The organism is Aquabacterium sp., from assembly GCF_030652515.1.
In the GTDB taxonomy this organism is placed as follows: domain Bacteria; phylum Pseudomonadota; class Gammaproteobacteria; order Burkholderiales; family Burkholderiaceae_C; genus Aquabacterium.
In genome coordinates this window covers 1-21,038 of sequence record NZ_JAUSAR010000091.1, presented here as the reverse complement: position 1 = coordinate 21,038, position 21,038 = coordinate 1, and the positions used below count along the sequence as shown (strand labels likewise).

Sequence of the window (21,038 nt, the reverse complement as noted above, 5' to 3'; positions counted from 1 at the left end):
GAAGCCTGTTAAATCTGTGCCCTGAAAAACGCGCAACGCCCGAGCTCCAGAGAAAGCAGCGCTGGCAACGAATAAACGGGGTAAGCATCAATGGCCGGACCTCGCCACATGGCTGATGTAAGGCAACCAAAAGCCTAACGCAATGTATGACTGACCAAGACACATAACCTGGCAAGTTGGGCCTGAGTTCTTGATGGATAACCTGGCAGGTTAGGCGTCGCAAACAGTTCTGTCCCTCTACAGAGGGGTTTGTAAAGGCAGCGATTTTCGCCAATGATCTGTACGTTCATACAGTGATCCCTCCCAGGCTATTTTAAAAGTTAGGCCTCAATGTTCGACCAGCCACCACCAGCCACGCCGCCGCGGCTGCTCGACGAGGTGCGTGATCGCATCCGTTCCATGCATTACAGCATGCGCACCGAAGAGGCCTACCTCTACTGGATCAAGGGATTCATCCGATTTCACGGGCTTCGGCACCCGCGAGACATGGCCCAGGTTGAGTTAGAGGCCTACCTCGCGTGGCTGGCCAATGAACGCCAGGTGTCGGCATCGACCCACAAGCAGGCTTTGTCGGCCTTGCTGTTTCTATACCGCCAGGTTTTGCGAATGGACTTCCCATGGTTGGCGGAGATCGGTCGGCCCAAATCCACCAGACGCCTGCCCGTGGTACTCACACCCACGGAAGTGACCACCGTGCTGCAGGCCATCGATCCAGCGCATCGCCTGATCGGCCAAACCCTGTATGGCACGGGCCTGCGCCTGATGGAGGGTCTTCGGCTTCGGGTCAAGGACATCGATTTTGAACACCAGACGATTGTGGTGCGCGAGGGCAAAGGGGCCAAGGACCGGGTGGTGATGCTGCCGTCCAAACTGGCGGGGCCTTTGCGAATCCAGTTGCGCTCGGTGCGCGCCATGTGGGAGGCTGACCGCGCGCATGGGCTTGAAGGCGTTTGGCTGCCGCATGCGCTGGAGCGCAAGTTTCGGGATGCGGGCAAGACCTGGGCATGGCAGTGGGTCTTTCCCATGGCCGAGTTGTCCGTTGACCCGAAAAACGGTCTCAAGCGGCGCCACCATGTGCAGGATCAGACCTTCCAGCGGGCCTTCAAGAAAGCGGTATCAGCCGTCAATCTGGTCAAGCCTGCCACGCCCCACACGTTGCGGCATTCTTTCGCCACGCACCTCTTGCAGGCGCGGTACGACATCCGCACTGTTCAAGAGTTGCTGGGCCACAGCGATGTCAGCACGACGATGATTTACACGCACGTCATCAAAGTGGGCGGTGCAGGTGTCACGAGTCCGTTCGACGCGTTGATTGCTCAATGAAAAAAGCCCGCCCAGTTGCCCGGGCGGGCATTTCGCGAACCTTGAACCTTATTAGCTTAGGCAGCAGCCACAGTCTTGGCCTTGTCGGCGTATTCCGTGATCTGGTCAAAGTTCAGGTACTTGTAGATCTGAGCGCTGGACGCATCCAGCACGCCCACGCCTTCCATGTACTCGGCCTTGGTCGGGATACGGCCCAGGCGTGAGCAGATGGCGGCCAGTTCGGCCGAACCCAGGTACACGTTCGAGTTCTTGCCCAAACGGTTGGGGAAGTTGCGCGTGCTGGTCGAGAACACGGTGGCGCCTTCCTTCACTTGTGCCTGGTTGCCCATGCACAGCGAGCAGCCGGGCATTTCCATGCGGGCGCCAGCGGTGCCCAGAACGCCGTAATGGCCTTCTTCGGTCAGCTGCTGGGCATCCATCTTGGTGGGCGGGGCCACCCACAGCTTGACGGGGATGTCGCGCTTGCCTTCTAACAGCTTGGAGGCTGCACGGAAGTGGCCGATGTTGGTCATGCAAGAGCCGATGAACACTTCGTCGATCACGGCGCCAGCCACGTCCGACAGCGTCTTCACGTCATCGGGGTCGTTCGGGCAGGCCAGGATGGGCTCGTGGATGTCGGCCAGGTCGATCTCGATCACGGCAGCGTATTCGGCATCGGCGTCGCCCTTCATCAACTGGGGATCGGCCAGCCAGGCTTCTTGCGCGGCGATGCGGCGTTGCAGCGTGCGGGCATCTTCATAACCGTTGGCGATCATGTTCTTCATCAGCGTGATGTTGCTGTTGAGGTACTCGGCGATCGGCTCCTTGTTCAGGTGCACGGTGCAGCCGGCAGCAGAACGCTCAGCGGAGGCATCAGACAGTTCGAACGCTTGCTCGACCTTCAGGTCTGGCAGGCCTTCGATTTCCAGGATGCGGCCCGAGAAGATGTTCTTCTTGCCTTGCTTGGCCACGGTCAGCAGGCCGGCCTTGATGGCGTACAGGGGGATGGCGTTGACCAGGTCACGCAGGGTGATGCCAGGCTGCATCTTGCCCTTGAAGCGCACCAGCACGGATTCTGGCATGTCCAGGGGCATCACGCCCGTGGCAGCGGCAAACGCCACCAGGCCGGAACCGGCAGGGAAGCTGATGCCGATGGGGAAGCGGGTGTGCGAGTCGCCACCGGTGCCGACGGTGTCGGGCGTCAGCAGGCGGTTCAGCCAGCTGTGGATCACGCCGTCGCCAGGGCGCAGCGAAACGCCACCACGGGTGCTGATGAAGTCAGGCAGTTCGTGGTGCATCTTCACGTCCACGGGCTTGGGGTAAGCGGCCGTGTGGCAGAACGATTGCATCACCAGGTCGGCGCTGAAGCCCAGGCAGGCCAGGTCTTTCAGCTCGTCGCGGGTCATGGGGCCGGTGGTGTCTTGCGAGCCGACCGAGGTCATCTTGGGTTCGCAGTAAGTGCCAGGGCGCACGCCGACTTGCTGGCCGTTGATGACGGGCAGGTTGCAGGCCTTGCCGACCATCTTCTGGGCCAGCGAGTAGCCCTTGTGGGTGTCGGCGGGGTTCAGCGGCAAGCGGAACAGGGTGGAGGGTTCCAGGCCCAGGGCTTCACGGGCCTTGGCGGTCAGGCCACGGCCGATGATCAGGGGGATGCGGCCGCCAGCGCGGACTTCGTCGAACAGCACATCGGACTTGACCTTGAACTCGGCGATGACTTCGCCATTCTTCAAAGCCTTGCCAGCGTAGGGCAGCAGCTCGACCACGTCGCCCATGTTCATCTGGGACACGTCGAGTTCGATGGGCAGGGCGCCAGCGTCTTCCATCGTGTTGTAGAAGATGGGGGCGATCTTGCTGCCCAGACACACGCCACCGAAGCGCTTGTTGGGCACGAAGGGGATGTCTTCGCCGGTGAACCACAGCACGCTGTTGGTGGCCGACTTGCGGCTGGAGCCGGTGCCGACCACGTCGCCCACGTAGGCGACCAGGTTGCCCTTGGCGCGCAGGGCTTCGATGAACGCGACCGGGCCGCGCTTGCCGTCTTCTTCAGGGGTGATGCCGTCGCGCTTGTTCTTCAGCATGGCCAAAGCGTGCAGCGGGATGTCGGGGCGGCTCCAGGCGTCGGGGGCGGGCGACAGGTCGTCGGTGTTGGTCTCGCCAGTCACCTTGAGGATGCTGACGGTGATGCTTTGGGGCACTTCGGGGCGCGAGGTGAACCATTCGGCGTCGGCCCAGCTTTGCAGCACGGCCTTGGCGTTGGCGTTACCCTTGTCGGCCTTTTCCTTCACGTCGTGGAAGGCGTCGAACATCAACAGGGTCTTCTTGAGCGCTTCGGCGGCGATGGCGCCCACCAGGGCGTCGTCCAGCAGCTCGACCAGGGGGTGAATGTTGTAGCCGCCGAGCATGGTGCCCAGCAGTTCAGTGGCTTTTTCACGGCTGATCAGGGCCGACTTTTCAGTGCCATGGGCCACGGCGGCCAGGTAGGAGGCCTTGACCTTGGCGGCGGCGTCCACACCAGCGGGCACGCGGTTGACGATCAGGTCCACCAGGGTGGCCTCTTCGCCAGCGGGCGGGTTCTTCAGCAACTCGATGACTTCGCCGGTTTGCTGGGCGGTCAGAGGCAGGGGGGGAATACCCAGCGCGGCGCGCTCGGCAACGTGTTGGCGGTAGGCTTGCAACATGGTTTGACCTTCTTGGGATCTGGGATGCTTGTGACGTGAGCGTCAAAAAAAGCGGGACGCGCTGAGAACGGTGCTTGCACCTGGACAAGGCATAAGCAATTTCCGCGCAGACCGCTATTTTCGCCCAGGAATGGGGTTCATGTCACCTTCAGGACACACGCGAATCAAGGTATTCGCTGATCTGCACTCATTTGGGTGAGCTGGCCGCGTCAGCAGCGGGCGTGTCGAACACCGATTTGGGCGGGTTCTTGCGCAATTCTTCTTCGGCGGCACGTTGCACTTCATGCACGCAGCCGTCCACCAGGCGGCGACCGGTTTTGACGTTCAGCAGCATGGATTTGGTCAAAATCTGGATCAGCAGGACGGTGTCCTTGCTGTCTTCCAGGCGAACCGCGCCGGTGCTGGAGACGACGGGCTTGACCACCCAGACATCCTTGCCCTGGCGCAGATTGAAGTAGCCACGGTTGGTGTCGTTGGCGTCGATCAGCAGTTTTTTGCCGAATTCGCACTCGTAGCGGCCGATCAGCACGCGCTTGGCGGCGTCGAGCTGCTCGGGTGAGGCTTCGGGCAAGGGCACGAATTTCTCGGCCACGAGGCCCTTTTTGGTGGTTTTGGCCTTGGCCTTGGCCTTTGCCTTGACTTTAGCTTTGGCGGCCGCAGGCTGCGAGGCGGTTTCGGTGGCGGCGCGCGCCTGTGAACTGAAGGCGCCTGCCGTCATGCCCAGCAGGATGCCCACGGTGATGGCGGCGGTGCGGATGCGGCGGGTACGCTTGTTTTGGAGACTCATTTGAAGGGGATTCCGATCACGGGCGTTTGGTCAATGGGGGCGGATTGGAGGCCGATCTTGCCACCAATCCGCCGGGCCAATCGTTAGAAAACGTCGCCAGGCACGCGCACCCAGCCTTCCATCAGCACCCGGGCGCTGCGGCTCATGATGGCTTTTTTCACGGTCCATTCGCCCTTGACCTGGGCGGCCTCGGCACCCACGCGCAGGGTGCCCGAGGGGTGGCCAAAGCGCACGGCGGTGCGGGCGCCGCCGCCCGCGGCCAGGTTCACCAGTGTGCCGGGGATGGCGGCGGCGGTGCCGATGGCGACCGCCGCCGTGCCCATCATGGCGTGGTGCAGTTTGCCCATCGACAAGGCGCGCACCAGCAGGTCGATGTCAGCGGCCTTCACGGTTTTGCCGGACGAGGACACGTGGTCAACGGGCGGCGCCACGAAGGCGATCTTGGGCGTGTGCTGGCGCTGGAGTGCTTCCTCGGGCGTTTTGATCAGCCCCATGCGCAGGGCGCCGGCCACGCGGATGGCTTCGAAGCGCTTGAGCGCCTCGGGGTCGGTGTTGATCTGTTCGCGCAGTTCGGTGCCGGTGTAGCCGATGTCCGCCGCATTGACGAACACGGTGGGGATGCCCGCGGTGATCATCGTGGCCTTGAGGGTGCCCCCTTTGACCACAGACTCGGGCACCGCCAGGTCGTCGACCAGGTTGCCCGTGGGGAACATCGAGCCGCCTTCGTCGCCGTCATCGGAGGGGTCGATGAACTCGAGCACGATCTCGGCGGCCGGGAAGGTCACGCCATCGAGCTCGAAATCGCCGGTTTCCTGCACTTGGCCGTTGGTGACGGGCACGTGCGCAATGATGGTTTTTTGGATGTTGGCTTGCCAGATGCGCACCACGGCCACGCCGTTCTGCGGGAGGCGCGCGGCATCGACCAGGCCCGCATGGATGGCGAAGGCGCCTGCAGCCGTCGACAGGTTGCCGCAGTTGCCGCTCCAGTCCACGAAGGGCTTGTCGATGGACACCTGGCCGTAGAGGTAGTCAACATCGTGGTCGGGCACGCTGGACTTGGACAGGATCACGCACTTGGAGGTGGACGAGGTGGCCCCGCCCATGCCGTCGATGTGGGCGGCGTAAGGGTCGGGGCTGCCGATGACGCGCATGAAGAGTTTGTCGCGGGCTGCGCCGGGTTGTTGGCAGCCTGCTGGCAGGTCTTGCAGGCGGAAGAAGACGCCTTTGCTGGTGCCGCCACGGAGGTAGGTGGCGGGGATTTTGATTTGGGGAGCGTGAGTCATGGTGCTTCTTTCAATGCAGCGGTGGGCTGTGCGCCACCTTGAATCGGGCGGCCAGTTCGGCCAGGCGCTTGTCGAGGGTCCAGAGCGTGGCGCCAGGGGTCAAAAGGGTCGAAGCGAGCAGGCTCATGTCCACCAGGCCGCAGCCCAGACCGTACAACTGCTCGCGGTCCACAAAGGCCATGACCTCGCGCAAGCTGGCTTGCTGGGTGGCTTGCAGCAAGCTCAGGTCGGACAAGGTCCGTGCTCGTTCTGGGGGCGTGCCGCAGGCCATTTCACCCAGGACCATGGGGTGCATCAGGGCTTGGTCGGCCGCCAGCAAGGTCACGAGCGCCGCGTTGCGTTGGCGAAAGTGCGCCACCCACACCGAGGTGTCGACCAGGACACCGCTCACAGCGCCACTCATGTTGCCAAAGGACCTCGCTGCCTGGGGATGTCTTGCATTTTCGGCGCAGCGTCGCCCAGCGCGGCCAGGCGTTTGGCGGCCTGCACACGCACAAATGTTTTGATGGCCTCGCGGAAGAGGTCGGCCTTGTCCATGGCCGGATCGGCCACTTCCAGGGCTTTTTCGTACAGCTCGTCGTCGATGGTGACGGTGGTTCTCATGGCTTCCTTGCGTCAATTTTGATGCTATTTGACATCAAAATTGACGCTGCCGCAAGGGTGAGCGATGTTCAAGCTGCCTTGTTGGCGGCCAGGAAATCCTGGGCAAAACGTTGCAGCACGCCGCCAGCTTCGTAGACCGAGACTTCTTCGGCGGTGTCCAGTCGGCAGGTCATGGTGACCTTCACGACCTCACCGTTCTTTCGGGTGATGACCAGGGTCAGGTCGGCGCGCGGGGTGAGCTTGCCTTCCACGTCATAAGTTTCGGTGCCGTCCAGGTTCAAAGTCAGGCGGGAGGTGCCTGGCTTGAACTCCAGGGGCATCACGCCCATGCCGATCAGGTTGGTGCGGTGGATGCGCTCAAAACCTTCGGCCGCGATGGCCTCGACACCGGCCAGGCGCACGCCCTTGGCGGCCCAGTCGCGCGAAGAGCCTTGGCCGTAGTCGGCGCCGGCCACGATGATCAGCGGTTGCTTGCGGTCCAGGTAGGTTTCCATGGCTTCCCACATGCGCACCACTTGGCCTTCGGGCTCGACTCTGGCCAGCGAGCCAGCTTTCACGCTGCCGTCCTCCTGGCGCACCATTTCGTTCTTCAAGGTGGGGTTGGCGAAGGTGGCGCGCATGGCGGTGAGGTGGTCGCCGCGGTGGGTGGCGTAGGAGTTGAAGTCCTCTTCCGGCAGGCCCATCTTGTGCAGGTATTCACCGGCCGCGCTGTTCATCAAGATGGCGTTGGAGGGCGACAGGTGGTCGGTGGTGATGTTGTCCGGCAGGATGGCCAGCGGGCGCATGCCCTTGAGCGTGCGCGGGTTGGCGGCCAGGGCACCGACGCCTTCGGTGTCCCAGTAGGGCGGGCGGCGGATGTAGGTGCTTTGTGGGCGCCAGTCGTACAGCGGATCGACCTTGGTGCCCGCGTCGGCCTGGATCGCGAACATCGGCTCGTAGACCTTGCGGAACATCTCGGGCTTGACGGATGACTTGACGATGGCGTCGATCTCTTCGTCGGAGGGCCAAATGTCCTTCAGGCGGATCTCTTGGCCGTTGACCACACCCAGCACGTCGCGCTCGATGTCGAAGCGGATGGTGCCGGCGATGGCGTAGGCCACCACCAGTGGGGGTGAGGCCAGGAAGGCCTGCTTGGCGTAAGGGTGGATGCGACCGTCGAAGTTGCGGTTGCCCGAGAGCACGGCGGTGGCGTACAAATCGCGATCGACGATCTCTTTCTGGATGACCGGGTCGAGCGCGCCCGACATGCCGTTGCAGGTGGTGCAGGCAAAAGCCACGATGCCGAAGCCCAGCTTTTCCAGGTCGCCCATCAGGCCCGCTTCGTTGAGGTACAGCTCGACCGTTTTTGAGCCGGGGGCCAGCGAGGACTTGACCCAAGGCTTGCGCGTGAGGCCGAGCTTGTTGGCATTGCGCGCCAGCAGTGCAGCAGCGATCACGTTGCGCGGGTTGGAGGTGTTGGTGCAGCTGGTGATGGCGGCGATGATCACGGCGCCGTCGGGCATCGTGCCTTCGCCAGCAGCTGGCATGCTCCAGGGGCCGTTGATGCCTTTGGCGGCCATGTCTGTCGTGGCTACCCGGGCGTGTGGGTTCGAGGGGCCCGCCATGTTGCGCACCACGCTCGACAGGTCGAAGCTCAGGGTGCGTTCGTAGACGGCGTTCTTCAAGGTGTCGGACCACAGGCCGCCAACCTTGGCGTAGGTCTCGACCAGCTTGATCTGCTCGTCGGTGCGGCCGGTGAGGCGCAGGTATTCGATGGTCTGATCGTCGATGCTGAACATGGCCGCGGTGGCGCCGTATTCAGGGGCCATGTTCGAGATGGTGGCGCGGTCGCCCAGGGTCAGGCTGGGCACGCCTTCGCCGTAGAACTCAAGGTAAGCGCCCACGACCTTGGATTTGCGCAAAAACTCGGTCAGCGCCAGCACCACGTCGGTGGCGGTGATGCCGGGTTGGCGCTTACCGCTCAGGTTCACGCCGACGATTTCAGGCAGGCGCATCCACGAGGCGCGGCCCAGCATCACGTTCTCGGCTTCCAGGCCGCCAACACCAATGGCGATCACGCCCAAGGCGTCCACGTGCGGGGTGTGCGAGTCGGTGCCGACGCAGGTGTCGGGGTAGGCCAGGCCCTTGTCGTTGTGGATGACGGGGGACATCTTCTCCAGATTGATCTGGTGCATGATCCCGTTGCCCGCGGGGATCACATCCACGTTGTCGAAGGCCAGCTTGGTCCAGTTGATGAAGTGGAAGCGGTCTTCGTTGCGGCGCTCTTCGATGTCGCGGTTCTTCTGGAAGGCATCCGGGTCAAAACCGCCGCACTCCACGGCCAGCGAGTGGTCCACGATCAACTGCACGGGCACCACGGGGTTCACCTTGGCCGGGTCGCCACCTTCCTTGGCGATGGCATCACGCAGGCCCGCCAAATCCACCAGCGCGGTCTGGCCCAGGATGTCGTGGCAAGCCACACGCGCGGGGAACCAGGGGAAGTCGTGGTCACGCAGACGCTCGATCAGCTGCGTCAGCGATTGCGTGAGGATGGCCGGGTCGGCTTTGCGCACCAGGTTCTCGGCGTGCACGCGCGAGGTGTAGGGCAGGGTGGCCCAAGAACCTGGCTTGATCGCTTCGACGGCGGCTTGGGCATCGAAGTAATCCAGCTGGGTGCCGGGCAGGTTCTTGCGGTATTGGGTGTTCATGGCGGTGGCAAATCAGGTGGGGCGGGCCGCTCAGGTTTCAACGTGCTGGGCCCGAATGCAAGGTGGCGCTCTGGGCGCCACCTGTTACTTCTCAATGCTTACTTGCGATCCTGGATCGGCACGAACTTCTGATCCTCCGGGCCGGTGTAGTTGGCCGAAGGACGGATGATCTTGCCGTCGATGCGTTGTTCGATCACGTGGGCCGACCAGCCGCTGGTGCGGGCGATCACGAACAGCGGGGTGAACATGGCGGTGGGCACGCCCATCATGTGGTAGCTCACGGCGCTGAACCAGTCCAGGTTGGGGAACATCTTCTTGATTTCCCACATCACCGATTCCAGGCGCTCGGCAATGTCGTACATCTTGGTGTTCGACTGTTCCTTGCTCAACTCTTGCGCCACTTGCTTGATGACCTTGTTGCGCGGGTCGCTCACGGTGTAGACGGGGTGGCCGAAGCCGATCACGACTTCCTTCTTCTCGACGCGGGCGCGGATGTCGGCCTCGGCCTCATCGGGCGTGTCGTAGCGCTTCTGGATTTCAAACGCGACTTCGTTGGCGCCACCGTGCTTGGGGCCGCGCAGCGCGCCGATACCGCCACCGATGGCCGAGAACATGTCCGAGCCCGTGCCAGCCACCACGCGTGAGGCGAAGGTGGAAGCGTTGAACTCGTGTTCCGCGTACAGGATCAGCGAGGTGTGCATGGCGCGAACCCAGCTGTCACGCGGTTTTTCACCGTGCAGCAGGTGGAGGAAGTGACCGCCGATCGAGTCGTCGTCAGTCTCGACGTCGATGCGCTTGCCGTTGTGGCTGTAGTGGTACCAGTACAGCAGCATCGAGCCCAGCGAGGCCATCAGCTTGTCGGCGATGTCGCGGGCGCCGGGGTGGTTGTGGTCGTCCTTCTCGGGCGACAGGCAGCCCAGCACGGACACGCCGGTGCGCATCACGTCCATCGGGTGGGCCGACGGGGGCAGTTGCTCCAGGGCGGTCTTCAGGCCGGCAGGGATGCCGCGCAGCGACTTCAGCTTGGTCTTGTAGAAAGCCAGTTCGGCGCGGGTGGGCAGCTTGCCGTGCACCAGCAGGTAGGCGATTTCTTCGAACTCGCTGGTCTGGGCCAGGTCGAGGATGTCATAACCACGGTAGGCCAGGTCGTTGCCGGTGCGGCCCACGGTGCACAGGGCGGTGTTGCCTGCGGCGGTGCCGGACAAGGCCACGGACTTCTTGGGTTTGAAGCCGGGGGTGGTGGTCTCTGGGGTGGCGCTCATGCGTTTCGTCTCCTAAACGGATGCAGGTGGTCGATCGGGTTGCTTGCTTGATTGCTTATTTCTTGGCGGCGAACAGGGCGTCCAGCTTGCCCTCGAACGCGTGGTAGCCAATGCGGTCGTACAGCTCTTCGCGCGTCTGCATGGTGTCCACCACATTCTTCTGGTGGCCATCACGGCGAATGGCAGTGTAGACCGCCTCGGCGGCCTTGTTCATCGCGCGGAAGGCGCTCAAGGGGTAGAGCACCATGCCCACGTTCACGCTGCGCAATTCATCGACCGTGAACAGCGGCGTCTGGCCGAATTCGGTGATGTTGGCCAGCACGGGCACCTTCAGGGCGTCCACGAACTTCTTGTAGGTGGGCAGGTCGTAGGCGGCCTCGGCGAAGATGGCGTCGGCACCGGCTTCCACGCACTGGATGGCGCGCTCGATGGCCGCATCAACTCCATGCACCTGGATGGCATCGGTGCGGGCGATGATGAAGAAGTCGGGGTCGGTCTTGGCATCGACGGCGGCCTTGACGCGGTCCACCATTTCTTCGGTGGACACGATTTCCTTGCCGGGGCGGTGGCCGCAGCGTTTGGCACCGACCTGGTCTTCCAGGTGGCAGGCGGCGGCGCCCGCCTTGATCAGGCTCTTGATGGTGCGCGCCATGTTGAAGGCGCTGGGGCCGAAGCCGGTGTCGATGTCGACCAGGAGGGGCACGTCGCACACGTCGGTGATGCGGCGCACGTCGGTCAGCACGTCATCGAGGTTGTTGATGCCCAGGTCGGGCAAGCCCAGCGAGCCTGCGGCCACGCCGCCACCCGACAGGTAGATGGCGCGGTAACCCGCCCGTTTGGCCAGCAAAGCGTGGTTGGCGTTGATGGCGCCGATGACCTGCAGCGGAGATTCTTCTTTCAACGCTTGGCGAAAGAGTTGGCCGGGGCTCGTGAGGGACATGTCAGTTCTCCAACTTGGGTGCGGTTCAGCGGGGATGCTCAATGTTTGCAACGCCTGTGCCAGGGTGTGTGCCCCAGGGCTGAGGCGGGCTTGGGGCTGCTAAGTGCTTGATTTTATTCAATGGGCCATGTCCCGCTTCAGTTTTTCTGTTTTTCACGCCACCCGGTATGTTTCAAGTATGAAACAATGAAACATTCTTGATGAAACGCGGTGAACCAGGCCATGCCCACGTCCTTTGGAATGTCTCCGGCCCGGGTTGGGCTGCCGCAGATTGTGGCGGTGGGCTTTCGGCGCATCAACAAGATGCTGCAGGAGGTGGCCCCCGAGTTTGCCGATCGGGCCACGGTCGAGGTGCTGGACGTGGGTTTTGAGGAGGCCGTGGCCCGGGTGAAGGCTTTGCACGCACTCAGGCCCATCGACGTGGTCGTGGCGGCGGGCTCCAACGGTGGCTATTTGCGCCAGCACCTGGACATGCCCGTCGTGCTGGTCAAGGTGGGCGGTTTCGACCTGATGCAGGCCTTGACGCGCGCCAAAAGGCTGTCGTCGCGCGTCGGTTTGGTGGCCTACGAGGGCATGGCGCCCGACATGGCGCCGTTCAGCGAGTTGTTCGAGCTGGCGGTCGAACAGCGCAGCTACCGAACCGAAGAAGAAGCGCTGAGTTGCGTGCAGGAACTCAAGAATCTGGGCATGACCGTGCTCGTGGGCTCGGGCATGGTGGCCGACCTGGCCGACCAGATGGGGCTGACCGGGGTGTTCCTGTATTCCAGCGATGCCGTGCGCGAAGCCCTGGACGATGCGGTGGAAGTGGCCCGTGCCTCGCGCATCGAGCTGGCCAAGCGCGAGCGGCTCAACACCATCCTGGCGCAGCTCAGCGATGGCGTGATCGCGGTCGATCAGCATGAGCGGATTCAAACCCTGAACCCCGCCATGGCGCAATTGCTGGGCGTACTGCCCTCTCAATGGCTCGGCCGCAAACTCAGCGACCTCAGCCCGGACCTGAGCCTGCAAAGCACCTTGCGCCTGTCCACCCAAGAGCTTGAAAAGATCGAACGCGTCAAAGGCAAGGCCCTGATCGTCAACCGCATGCCCATCGTGGAGCAGGGCGTTTTGACCGGGGCGGTGCTCAGTTGCCAGGATCCCATCTCCATCCAGCGCGTGGACCGCCACATCCGCACGCGCATCAAGCCCAACGCGCCCGGCACCCGCTATCAGTTGGACCAGTTCCTGGGGCAAAGCGCGGCGATCGAACGCATCCGCCAACTGGCCCGCCGTTGCGCCAGCAGCCAGGCCACCGTGCTGCTGGTCGGCGAAAGCGGCACCGGCAAGGAATTGATCGCCCAGGGCATCCACATGGCCAGCGACCGGCGCGAGTTGCCCTTCGTGGCCGTGAACTGCGCGGCCGTGTCCGAGTCCTTGCTGGAAAGCGAGCTGTTCGGCTATGAAGAAGGCGCCTTCACGGGTGCCCGGCGCGGCGGCAAGATCGGCCTGTTCGAAGCCGCCCACAAGGGCACCATCTTTCTGGACGAAGTGGGCGAGATGCCCGTGTCCCTGCAGACCCGCCTGCTGCGCGTGCTGCAGGAGCGCGAGGTGTTGCGCGTCGGTGCCATCGAGCCCACGCCCGTCAATGTGCGCGTGATCGCCGCCACCCACCGCGACCTGATGGCACACGTCGAGCGCGGCCTGTTCCGACTGGACCTGTTTTACCGATTGAACATTCTGCGCATCGACATCCCCCCATTGCGCGAACGGCTGGACGACCTGTTGCCGATTGCGCAGGCGCTGCACCGGCAGGTCTGCGCGCGGCTGAAGATCGACGTCGAGCGGACTCGCCCCTTGATCGATGCCCTGGCCGAACAAGCCGCCCCATACGACTGGCCCGGCAATGTGCGTGAGCTGGAGAACATCGTCGAGCGCATGATGGCCTATGCCGAAGCCGCCCAGGTGCGCATGACGCGCGAGGCGGCGGCCGCCTTTGTGCAAGCCAATGCCCCCGAGTTGATGTCGTCGATGCCGGTGGGCGCTTTGCCGCCTTTGAAGGCGCGGCAGGCCGAGTTGGAGCGGGCCGACATCTTGCGTGTGCTGGCCGAGTGCGGCGGCGACCGGGCCCTGGCCAGCGAGCGCTTGGGCATCAGCCGCACCACCTTGTGGCGCAAACTCAAGCCCTGAAGCGGCCCACCCCTGGCAAAATGGGCGGCTGTCCCCTCCGTACCCACCATGTCCCCTGCCAAGCCCTTGCGCGTGCTGTCCGTCATCCCCCCGATGACACAACTGAACACGCCCTACCCATCGACCGCCTACCTCACTGGCTTCTTGCGTTCTCGCGGGGTCGATGCCGTGCAGGAGGACTTGGCCTTGGCGCTGGTGCTGGCCCTGTTCTCGCGCGAAGGCCTGCCCGCCATCCACGCTTGCGTGCAGGCCGTGCCCGAGGCCAAGCGCACCAAGGCGCTGCGCTCGTTCGACGCGCAATTCGAGCGTTACCTGTCCACCATGGCGCCCACCATCTCCTTTTTGCAGGGCCGGGACGCCACGCTGGCCCACCGCATCAACACCCGCCAGTTCTTGCCCGAGGGGCCGCGCTTCGCTTCACTCGATGTCTACGTGGATGACGAGGGCGGCGACCCGCTGGCCTGGGCCTTTGGCGCACTGGGTTTGCAAGACCGCGCGCGCCACCTCGCCACCTTGTATTTGAACGACCTGGCCGATGTGCTGCGCGACGCGGTCGATCCCCGCTTCGAGTTCGTGCGCTATGCCGAGTCGCTGGCCCAAAGCCAGTCCACCTTCGAGCCTTTGCACCAGGCTTTGCAAGCCCCGCTCAACCTGGTCGACACGACATTGCAGCGCCTGACACTGGCCGCCATCGAGCGCCATGAGCCTGATGTGGTGCTGTTGTCCGTGCCTTTTCCTGGCGCCGTGTACGCCGCCTTCCGCATGGCCCAGACCATCAAGGCCGCGCGCCCCGGCATCAAGCTGGCCTTGGGCGGAGGTTTCGTCAACACCGAGCTGCGTGAACTGAGCGAACCCCGCGTGTTCGACTACGTTGACTTCGTCACGCTGGACGCTGGCGAGCGCCCCTTGCTGGCCTTGCTCGATCATATTCAGGGCCAGCGTTCAGCCCAGCGCCTGTCGCGCACCTTTGTGCGAGAGGCCGAGACCGGCCAGGTCCGCTACATGAACATGGCCGAGCCCGACGTGCCCTTCGCCGAGGTCGGCACGCCCACCTGGGATGGCTTGCCTTTGGACCGCTACCTGTCTTTGCTGGACATGCTCAACCCCATGAACCGGCTGTGGTCCGATGGCCGCTGGAACAAGTTGACCATTGCCCATGGCTGTTACTGGAAGAAGTGCAGCTTCTGCGATGTCAGCCTGGACTACATCTCCCGCTACGAAACCACCACCGCCGAAATGCTGGTCGATCGCATCGAAGCCATCATCCAAGAGACCGGCCAGACGGGCTTTCATTTCGTGGACGAGGCCGCCCCGCCCAAGATGCTCAAGGCCCTGGCGCACGAGTTGATCAAGCGGCAGCTGTCCATCTCCTGGTGGGGCAACATCCGTTTCGAAAAATCCTTCAGCCCCGAACTGTGCCAACTGCTGGCCGACAGCGGCTGCATTGCCATCTCGGGTGGCCTGGAGGTGGCCTCAGATCGCCTGCTGACCTTGATGAAAAAAGGCGTGTCGGTGGAGCAGGTGGCGCGCGTCACCCAAGGCTTTACTGATGCGGGCATCCTGGTCCACGCTTACCTGATGTATGGCTTTCCAACTCAGACCGTGCAGGACACGGTCGATGCTTTGGAGTACGTGCGCCAGCTCTTCGCCAATGGGTGCATCCAGTCGGGCTTCTTTCACCGTTTCGCCTGCACGGTGCATTCGCCCGTGGGCCAGAACCCGCAGGAATACGGCGTCAAGCTGCAGGCCTTGCCACCCACCACTTTTGCCAAGAATGACATCGCTTTCATCGATCCGACGGGTGTGGACCATGATGTGCTTGGTGTTGGTTTGAAGAAGGCCATCTATAACTTCATGCATGGCATCGGGCTGGAAGAAGACGTGCGCACCTGGTTCAAGGGCAAGGTGCCGCGCACCACGGTGGCCCCTCACCGGATTGAGCGGGCCTTGGCCAATTGAAGTTGAGTTCGGCATTTCGGGCTCAGCTCACGCGATCAGCGGGGGGCATCTTTTGCGGCAGCGCGGGGCGGGGATGAGTCGGAGGCGGGCGGGGCTCCTATGGTGGCGGTCCACCGCGTAGCGGCGGACTGCGCTCGGTGCCCGTTGACGCGGCAGTTGGTCAGCCACCAACTGCAACCGTGGCAGGCCACCAGCGGGGCGATCAAAGGGCTGGGGCGGTCTCCGGCGGGGCGCCTGGGTGGGTGCTGAGACGCACAGGGCTGAGGTGGGCGCGCGGCAGCGCGCATCGTCATCTGACTGGCCGTGGCTGTTTGAGTGAAGCGGCCAAGGGCCGCGCAACGAGTTCCACGGCCCCACCTCGGCCCGAGCATCGAAGGCAGTCCCGCCAAAGGCGGGACCACCCACCTGAAGCCCTGACGGATGCTGCCCCAGCCCGCGCCCCGCGCTGCCAGAACAAAGCCACTAACCAAAAAACGCCGCCTCAATCTCCGCAGGCAACGGCTGCCCCGTCAACCAAGCCCTTTCCAGCACATGCCAATAGTGCCGATAACTGGCCCGATCGTGCAAAACGCTGCGGTACGACGTCGGCGCCCAATGCGCCTGCTGGGCGGCGCTCAGAATGGCTACCGCATCATCCACCTCAGCCGCTACCGGCGCGAACGCGTCCACGATCACCGGAATCTGATCCGGGTGGATGCTCCACATGCGCGTGTAGCCCAACTCGCGCGAAGCGCGCTCTGCGGCCACGCCGAGGGCCCGCGAATCCTTGAACTCGGTGACCACGCAATGCGATGGCGTGATGCGCGCAGCATGGCAGGCCGCCGCAATCTCCAACTTGGCGCGCAGCACCAGCGGATGGTGAAACTGGCCGTGTGCACTCATGGCCGAAGCCGGAATGGCGCCCCGGTGCTCCGACACAAAATCCATGAGCCCGAACGACAGCGACTCCACCCCCGGCAGGGCTGCAATGGCCGCCACCTCCTGCAGCGCATGGTGCGTTTCGATCAGCACATGCACCGGCACGATGTGCCCGACGCCATGCTTCAGCCGCGCCGCCTTGATGGCTTCGACCGCCCGTTTCGTCTCCTCCTCGCCCGCCACCTTCGGCACCATCAGGTAGGCCAGGCGATGGCCCGCCTGTTGGATCAAAGTCTGGATGTCGTCCTCGAAACGTGGGTGGCTGGGCGCATGAACCCGCGCGCCCACTCGACCACAGGCGTTGGACGGGCTGTTGATCAACTCGGCCACCAGCAGCGCCTGTTCGTGCTCACCGCCCACGGGCGCTCCGTCTTCCAGGTCCAGCGTCACGTCGAACACTGCTCGGCCATCGGTCTTCTCGGCCATGTCGGCCTGCAGTGCCAGGCTCTTGCGCATGCGGGCCTCAATGCCCGCGTAGTGATCACACACCGGCAGGTTGGGTGAGCGTTGCTCGGCGCCGAACAAGGCCAGGCGTGGGTGGATGGTGCTGAGTGTTGACAAGGCGGCGTCCTCTCTGAAGAGCAGGGCATGCAAGCGCAGACCCTTGACCATTGTCCTCTTGTCGCCCCAAGCCTTCAACCGGCAAACTTTGTTTTCAGGGCGGCGCTTTCACGTAGGATGCGCTCACCCCATGAGCCAACCCACCTTCGACTACATCATCATCGGCGCTGGCACCGCCGGTTGCCTGCTGGCCAACCGCTTGTCCGCCGATCCCTCGTGCCGGGTCCTGCTGATCGAAGCTGGCGGCAAGGACGACTACCACTGGATCCACATCCCCGTGGGTTACCTCTACTGCATGGGCAACGCCCGCACCGACTGGCTCTACCGCACCGAGCCCGAGCCCGGCCTGAATGGGCGCAGCCTGGCCTATCCGCGCGGCAAGACACTGGGCGGCTCGTCCAGCATCAACGGCATGATCTACATGCGTGGCCAGGCCCGCGATTACGACCAATGGGCCCAGCTCACCGGCGACGAGAGCTGGCGCTGGGACCAGGTCCTGCCCTATTTCAAACAGCACGAAAACCACCACCAAGGGCTGGACGACCTGCACGGCGCGGCTGGCGAATGGCGCGTTGAAAAGCAGCGCTTGCGCTGGGATTTGCTCGATGCCATCGCCCTGGCCGCGCAGCAGGCCGGCATCCCCGCCACCCAGGATTTCAACCGTGGTTGCAACGAAGGCGTGGGCTACTTCGAGGTGAACCAGCGCAAGGGCCTGCGCTGGAACGCGGCCAAGGCCTTTTTGCGCCCCACCTGCTACGACCGCCTCAACTTCGAGATGTGGACCCATGCTCAAGTCGCACAGCTGGTGCTGGAGCCGCAGCCCGACGGAACTCAACGCTGCACGGGCGTGCAGGTCTGGAACGGCCACGAGATGGTCACCGCCACCGCGAGCCGCGAGGTGGTCCTGAGCGCTGGCAGCATCGGCTCACCGCAGATCCTGCAACTGTCGGGCATCGGCCCCGGCGAGGATTTGCGCCAGCACGGCCTGCCGGTGTTGCACGAGTTGCCCGGCGTGGGCGCCAACCTGCAAGATCATCTGCAGATCCGCAGCGTGTTCAAAGTGAATGGTGCCAAAACCCTCAACACCATGCTCCAAAGCCATTGGGGCAAAGCCCGCATTGCCCTGGAATACGCGCTCAACCGCAGCGGCCCCCTGAGCATGGCGCCCAGCCAGTTGGGCGCTTTCACGCGCAGCGATTCGTCGCAGCCGCACCCCAACTTGCAGTACCACGTCCAGCCCTTGAGCCTGGACGCTTTCGGCCAGCCTTTGCATGATTTCGGCGCCTTCACCGCCAGCGTGTGCAACCTCAACCCCACCAGCCGGGGTACGGTGCGCATCACCAGCCCCCGTTTCGAAGATGCCCCCGCCATCGCGCCCCATTACCTGAGCACCCCGCAAGACCGCCAGGTGGCGGCCGACTCGCTGCGTGTCACGCGCCGCATCGTGGCCCAACCCGCCTTGGCCAAGTACCACCCCGAAGAGTGGAAGCCCGGCGTGCAGTTTCAGTCCGACGAGGACCTCGCCCGGTTGGCGGGCGACATCGCCACGACGATCTTTCACCCGGTCGGCACCACCAAGATGGGCCGTGCCAACGACCCCATGGCGGTGGTGGACAGCCAGTTCAAGGTGATCGGCGTGGCAGGCCTGCGGGTGGTTGATGCGGGTGTCATGCCCACCATCACCAGCGGCAACCCCAATTCGCCCGTGTTGATGATGGCGGAGAAGGCCGCTGCCTTGATGCTGCGGCAGTGACGACAAGTGTCGCAATAGCACCATCGTTCACCTGGTGATCAAGGGATACCCTTGCTTGCGCGTAGGTTAAGTTCGGACCTAGCCTAGAGGCCGCAGAGCATTTACCGTGCCTGCCTTCAGGACCGCCCACGCTCCCGGTTCGCGAGCGTCACGAGGTGCATCGCATGTTGAACCTGCATCAGTTCAAATTGGGCCAGCGTTTGGGTTTTGGTTTTGGCTTGCTGCTGCTGTTGGCGGCCCTGATCGCTGGCGTGGGGTGGTTTCGCCTCGCGCAAACCATTCAGGATGTCGATCACAGCAACGACGCGCAATCGCGGGCCACGGCGGCGCTCAAGTGGGAAGGCCTCACCCTGCTCAACGTCAACCGCACCCTGGCCATTGCCGAGTCAGGTGGCCACAAGGATGTGAAAGACCATTTCGCCCCCTTGATCAAAGGCACCTCCGCCGAAATCAGTGCGATCCAGAAAAGCCTGGAAGCCCAGGTCGAAACCCCCGAGGTCAAGGCTCAGTTTGAAGACATCGCGGCCAAGCGCAAGGCCTACATCGCGGCTCGCGATTCGATCTTCTCCTTCCTGGAAATGGACGATCCTGGCGCCAAAGATGCTTTGAAAACCGAGCTCCTGCCGGCGGCTACCCGCTACATCACGGCCATCAACGGTTACCAGACCACGCAGCGCAAGATTGCCGATGATGAGTCGGCTTTGACACGTCAGCGTGTGTCGCAGGCCCAACTGCTGCTGCTGGTGCTGGCAGGTGTCAGCCTGGTGATCGGGGTGATCTGCGCCTGGGTCATGACGCGCTCGGTGACGGGGCCTTTGCGCCAGGTGGTGGCGGTCACCAAGGTCATCGCCAGTGGTGATTTGTCCCACCGTGTCGACATGGAGGGGCGCGATGAATTGTCCGAGCTGTGCCACAGCCTGGAAGACATGCAGCAGTCCTTGCGGAGCATCGTGGGGGAGGTGCGCCAGTCCACCGACTCGATCCAGACCGCCAGCCAGGAAGTGGCCGTGGGCAGCCAAGACCTCTCCAGCCGAACCGAGCAAGCCGCTGCCAGCCTGGAAGAAACCGCCTCCACCATGGAGCAGATCTCCGGCACCATCCGGCACACGGCCGATGCGGCGCGCACCGCCAACCAACTGGCGGCGGGGGCGGCGCAGGCGGCCACCAACGGCGGCAAGGTGGTGTCCCAGGTGGTGGCCACCATGGACGAGATCACCCAAAGCTCCAAGCGCATCGTGGACATCATCAGCGTCATCGATGGCATTGCTTTTCAGACCAATATCCTGGCGCTGAACGCGGCGGTGGAAGCGGCCCGTGCGGGCGAGCAGGGCCGTGGCTTTGCCGTGGTGGCGGGCGAGGTGAGGGCGCTGGCCCAGCGCGCGGCCAGTGCGGCTGGCGAGATCAAGGTCCTGATCGGCGCGTCCAGTGAGCGCGTGGAGGCTGGCGCCGCCTTGGTGAACGAGGCTGGCACCTCCATGGCCGCCATCGTTGATTCGGTGCAGCGCGTGGCCGACATCATCGGCGAGATCACCTCCGCTTCCACCGAGCAATCCGAAGGCATCAGCCAAGTCAACACGGCGGTCTCTCAACTCGACAGCATGACCCAGCAAAACGCCGCCTTGGTCGAGGAGTCGGCCGCGGCGGCTGAAAGCCTCAAGGAGCAGGCCGCCAAGCTCGCCTCGGTGGTCTCGGTGTTCCGTTTGTCCTGACCCTGCCTGCTCAAATCCAAGGCGAAAAAAAGCCGACTGACCCGAAGGTCGTCGGCTTTTTCGTTTCAGCTGAAGCTCAGCTGAAATGGATCACAGCAGGTGCTTGACGCCGTCTTGTTCGCCTTGCAGCTCGGCCAGGGTCTTGTTGATGCACTCTTGCGAGAAAGCATCGATGGGCAGGCCTTCGACCATCTTGTATTCGCCGCCTTCGCAGGTGACTGGGTAGCCGAACATGATGTCTTTGGGAATGCCATATTCACCCTTGGAAGGGATGCCCATGGTGACCCACTTGCCATTGGTGCCCAGGGCCCAATCGCGCATGTGGTCGATGGCGGCGTTGGCAGCCGAAGCGGCCGACGACACGCCACGGGCGGCGATGATGGCCGCACCGCGCTTGCCCACGGTGGGCAGGAACACGTCGCTGTTCCAC

14 protein-coding genes and 1 pseudogene are annotated in these 21,038 nt (G+C 63.6%); 5 read left to right on the top strand and 10 right to left on the bottom strand.

Annotation, left to right across the window (positions count from 1 at the left end; translation table 11 throughout):
- Positions 1-330 precede the first annotated feature (330 nt).
- Positions 331-1,323, top strand: a complete 993-nt coding sequence (locus Q7V20_RS11445) for an integron integrase (protein ID WP_304790823.1) — start codon at positions 331-333, stop codon at positions 1,321-1,323.
- Positions 1,324-1,379: 56 nt separating this feature from the next.
- Here Q7V20_RS11445 and acnB read toward each other — a convergent pair whose 3' ends face one another.
- The 8 genes from acnB to prpB all read right to left on the bottom strand — a co-directional run bounded on the left by acnB (position 1,380) and on the right by prpB (position 11,542).
- Entirely contained in the window at positions 1,380-3,980 is a 2,601-nt protein-coding gene (acnB, locus tag Q7V20_RS11440; RefSeq protein WP_304790821.1) for a bifunctional aconitate hydratase 2/2-methylisocitrate dehydratase, read from the bottom strand.
- A gap of 187 nt (positions 3,981-4,167) precedes the next feature.
- Complete coding sequence (locus tag Q7V20_RS11435) at positions 4,168-4,767, bottom strand: hypothetical protein (RefSeq protein ID WP_304790818.1); 600 nt, start codon at positions 4,765-4,767, stop codon at positions 4,168-4,170.
- Between the two features lie 83 nt (positions 4,768-4,850).
- Complete coding sequence (gene prpF / locus Q7V20_RS11430) at positions 4,851-6,050, bottom strand: 2-methylaconitate cis-trans isomerase PrpF (protein WP_304790815.1); 1,200 nt, start codon at positions 6,048-6,050, stop codon at positions 4,851-4,853.
- Positions 6,051-6,060: 10 nt separating this feature from the next.
- On the bottom strand, positions 6,061-6,453 hold the full coding sequence (locus tag Q7V20_RS11425) for a type II toxin-antitoxin system VapC family toxin (RefSeq protein ID WP_304790812.1): 393 nt from the start codon (positions 6,451-6,453) through the stop codon (positions 6,061-6,063).
- Positions 6,450-6,653, bottom strand: coding sequence for a type II toxin-antitoxin system VapB family antitoxin (locus Q7V20_RS11420; RefSeq protein WP_304790809.1), 204 nt, complete (start codon positions 6,651-6,653; stop codon positions 6,450-6,452). The genes Q7V20_RS11425 and Q7V20_RS11420 overlap by 4 nt, the downstream gene beginning before the upstream one ends.
- 68 nt (positions 6,654-6,721) lie before the next feature.
- Positions 6,722-9,340: a Fe/S-dependent 2-methylisocitrate dehydratase AcnD gene (gene acnD, locus Q7V20_RS11415; RefSeq protein WP_304790806.1), complete on the bottom strand. Its 2,619-nt coding sequence runs from the start codon at positions 9,338-9,340 to the stop codon at positions 6,722-6,724.
- A gap of 98 nt (positions 9,341-9,438) precedes the next feature.
- Positions 9,439-10,602 (bottom strand): 2-methylcitrate synthase, encoded by a 1,164-nt coding sequence (prpC, locus tag Q7V20_RS11410; protein WP_304790803.1) that lies wholly within the window; start codon positions 10,600-10,602, stop codon positions 9,439-9,441.
- Between the two features lie 55 nt (positions 10,603-10,657).
- Positions 10,658-11,542 (bottom strand): methylisocitrate lyase, encoded by an 885-nt coding sequence (prpB, locus tag Q7V20_RS11405; RefSeq protein ID WP_304790800.1) that lies wholly within the window; start codon positions 11,540-11,542, stop codon positions 10,658-10,660.
- Between the two features lie 222 nt (positions 11,543-11,764).
- On the opposite strand from prpB, the gene prpR reads away from it, so the two are divergent.
- Both prpR and Q7V20_RS11395 read left to right on the top strand, forming a co-directional pair.
- Positions 11,765-13,708, top strand: coding sequence for a propionate catabolism operon regulatory protein PrpR (gene prpR, locus Q7V20_RS11400; RefSeq protein ID WP_304790798.1), 1,944 nt, complete (start codon positions 11,765-11,767; stop codon positions 13,706-13,708).
- 48 nt (positions 13,709-13,756) lie between these two features.
- Positions 13,757-15,667 (top strand): radical SAM protein, encoded by a 1,911-nt coding sequence (locus tag Q7V20_RS11395; protein ID WP_304790795.1) that lies wholly within the window; start codon positions 13,757-13,759, stop codon positions 15,665-15,667.
- Between the two features lie 462 nt (positions 15,668-16,129).
- Here the strand turns inward: Q7V20_RS11395 and Q7V20_RS11390 are convergent, their stop codons facing one another.
- Entirely contained in the window at positions 16,130-17,197 is a 1,068-nt protein-coding gene (locus tag Q7V20_RS11390) for a CoA ester lyase (RefSeq protein WP_370652455.1), read from the bottom strand.
- 79 nt (positions 17,198-17,276) lie between these two features.
- Here Q7V20_RS11390 and Q7V20_RS11385 point away from each other — a divergent pair, with 79 nt between their 5' ends.
- Both Q7V20_RS11385 and Q7V20_RS11380 read left to right on the top strand, forming a co-directional pair.
- A complete protein-coding gene (locus Q7V20_RS11385; protein ID WP_304790791.1) occupies positions 17,277-18,899 on the top strand; it encodes a GMC family oxidoreductase in 1,623 nt (540 codons plus the stop codon).
- A gap of 164 nt (positions 18,900-19,063) precedes the next feature.
- A complete protein-coding gene (locus Q7V20_RS11380; protein WP_304790788.1) occupies positions 19,064-20,608 on the top strand; it encodes a methyl-accepting chemotaxis protein in 1,545 nt (514 codons plus the stop codon).
- A 90-nt stretch (positions 20,609-20,698) separates the two neighbouring features.
- Here Q7V20_RS11380 and Q7V20_RS11375 read toward each other — a convergent pair.
- Positions 20,699-21,038, bottom strand: a pseudogene (locus Q7V20_RS11375) (malate dehydrogenase); the annotation flags it as partial.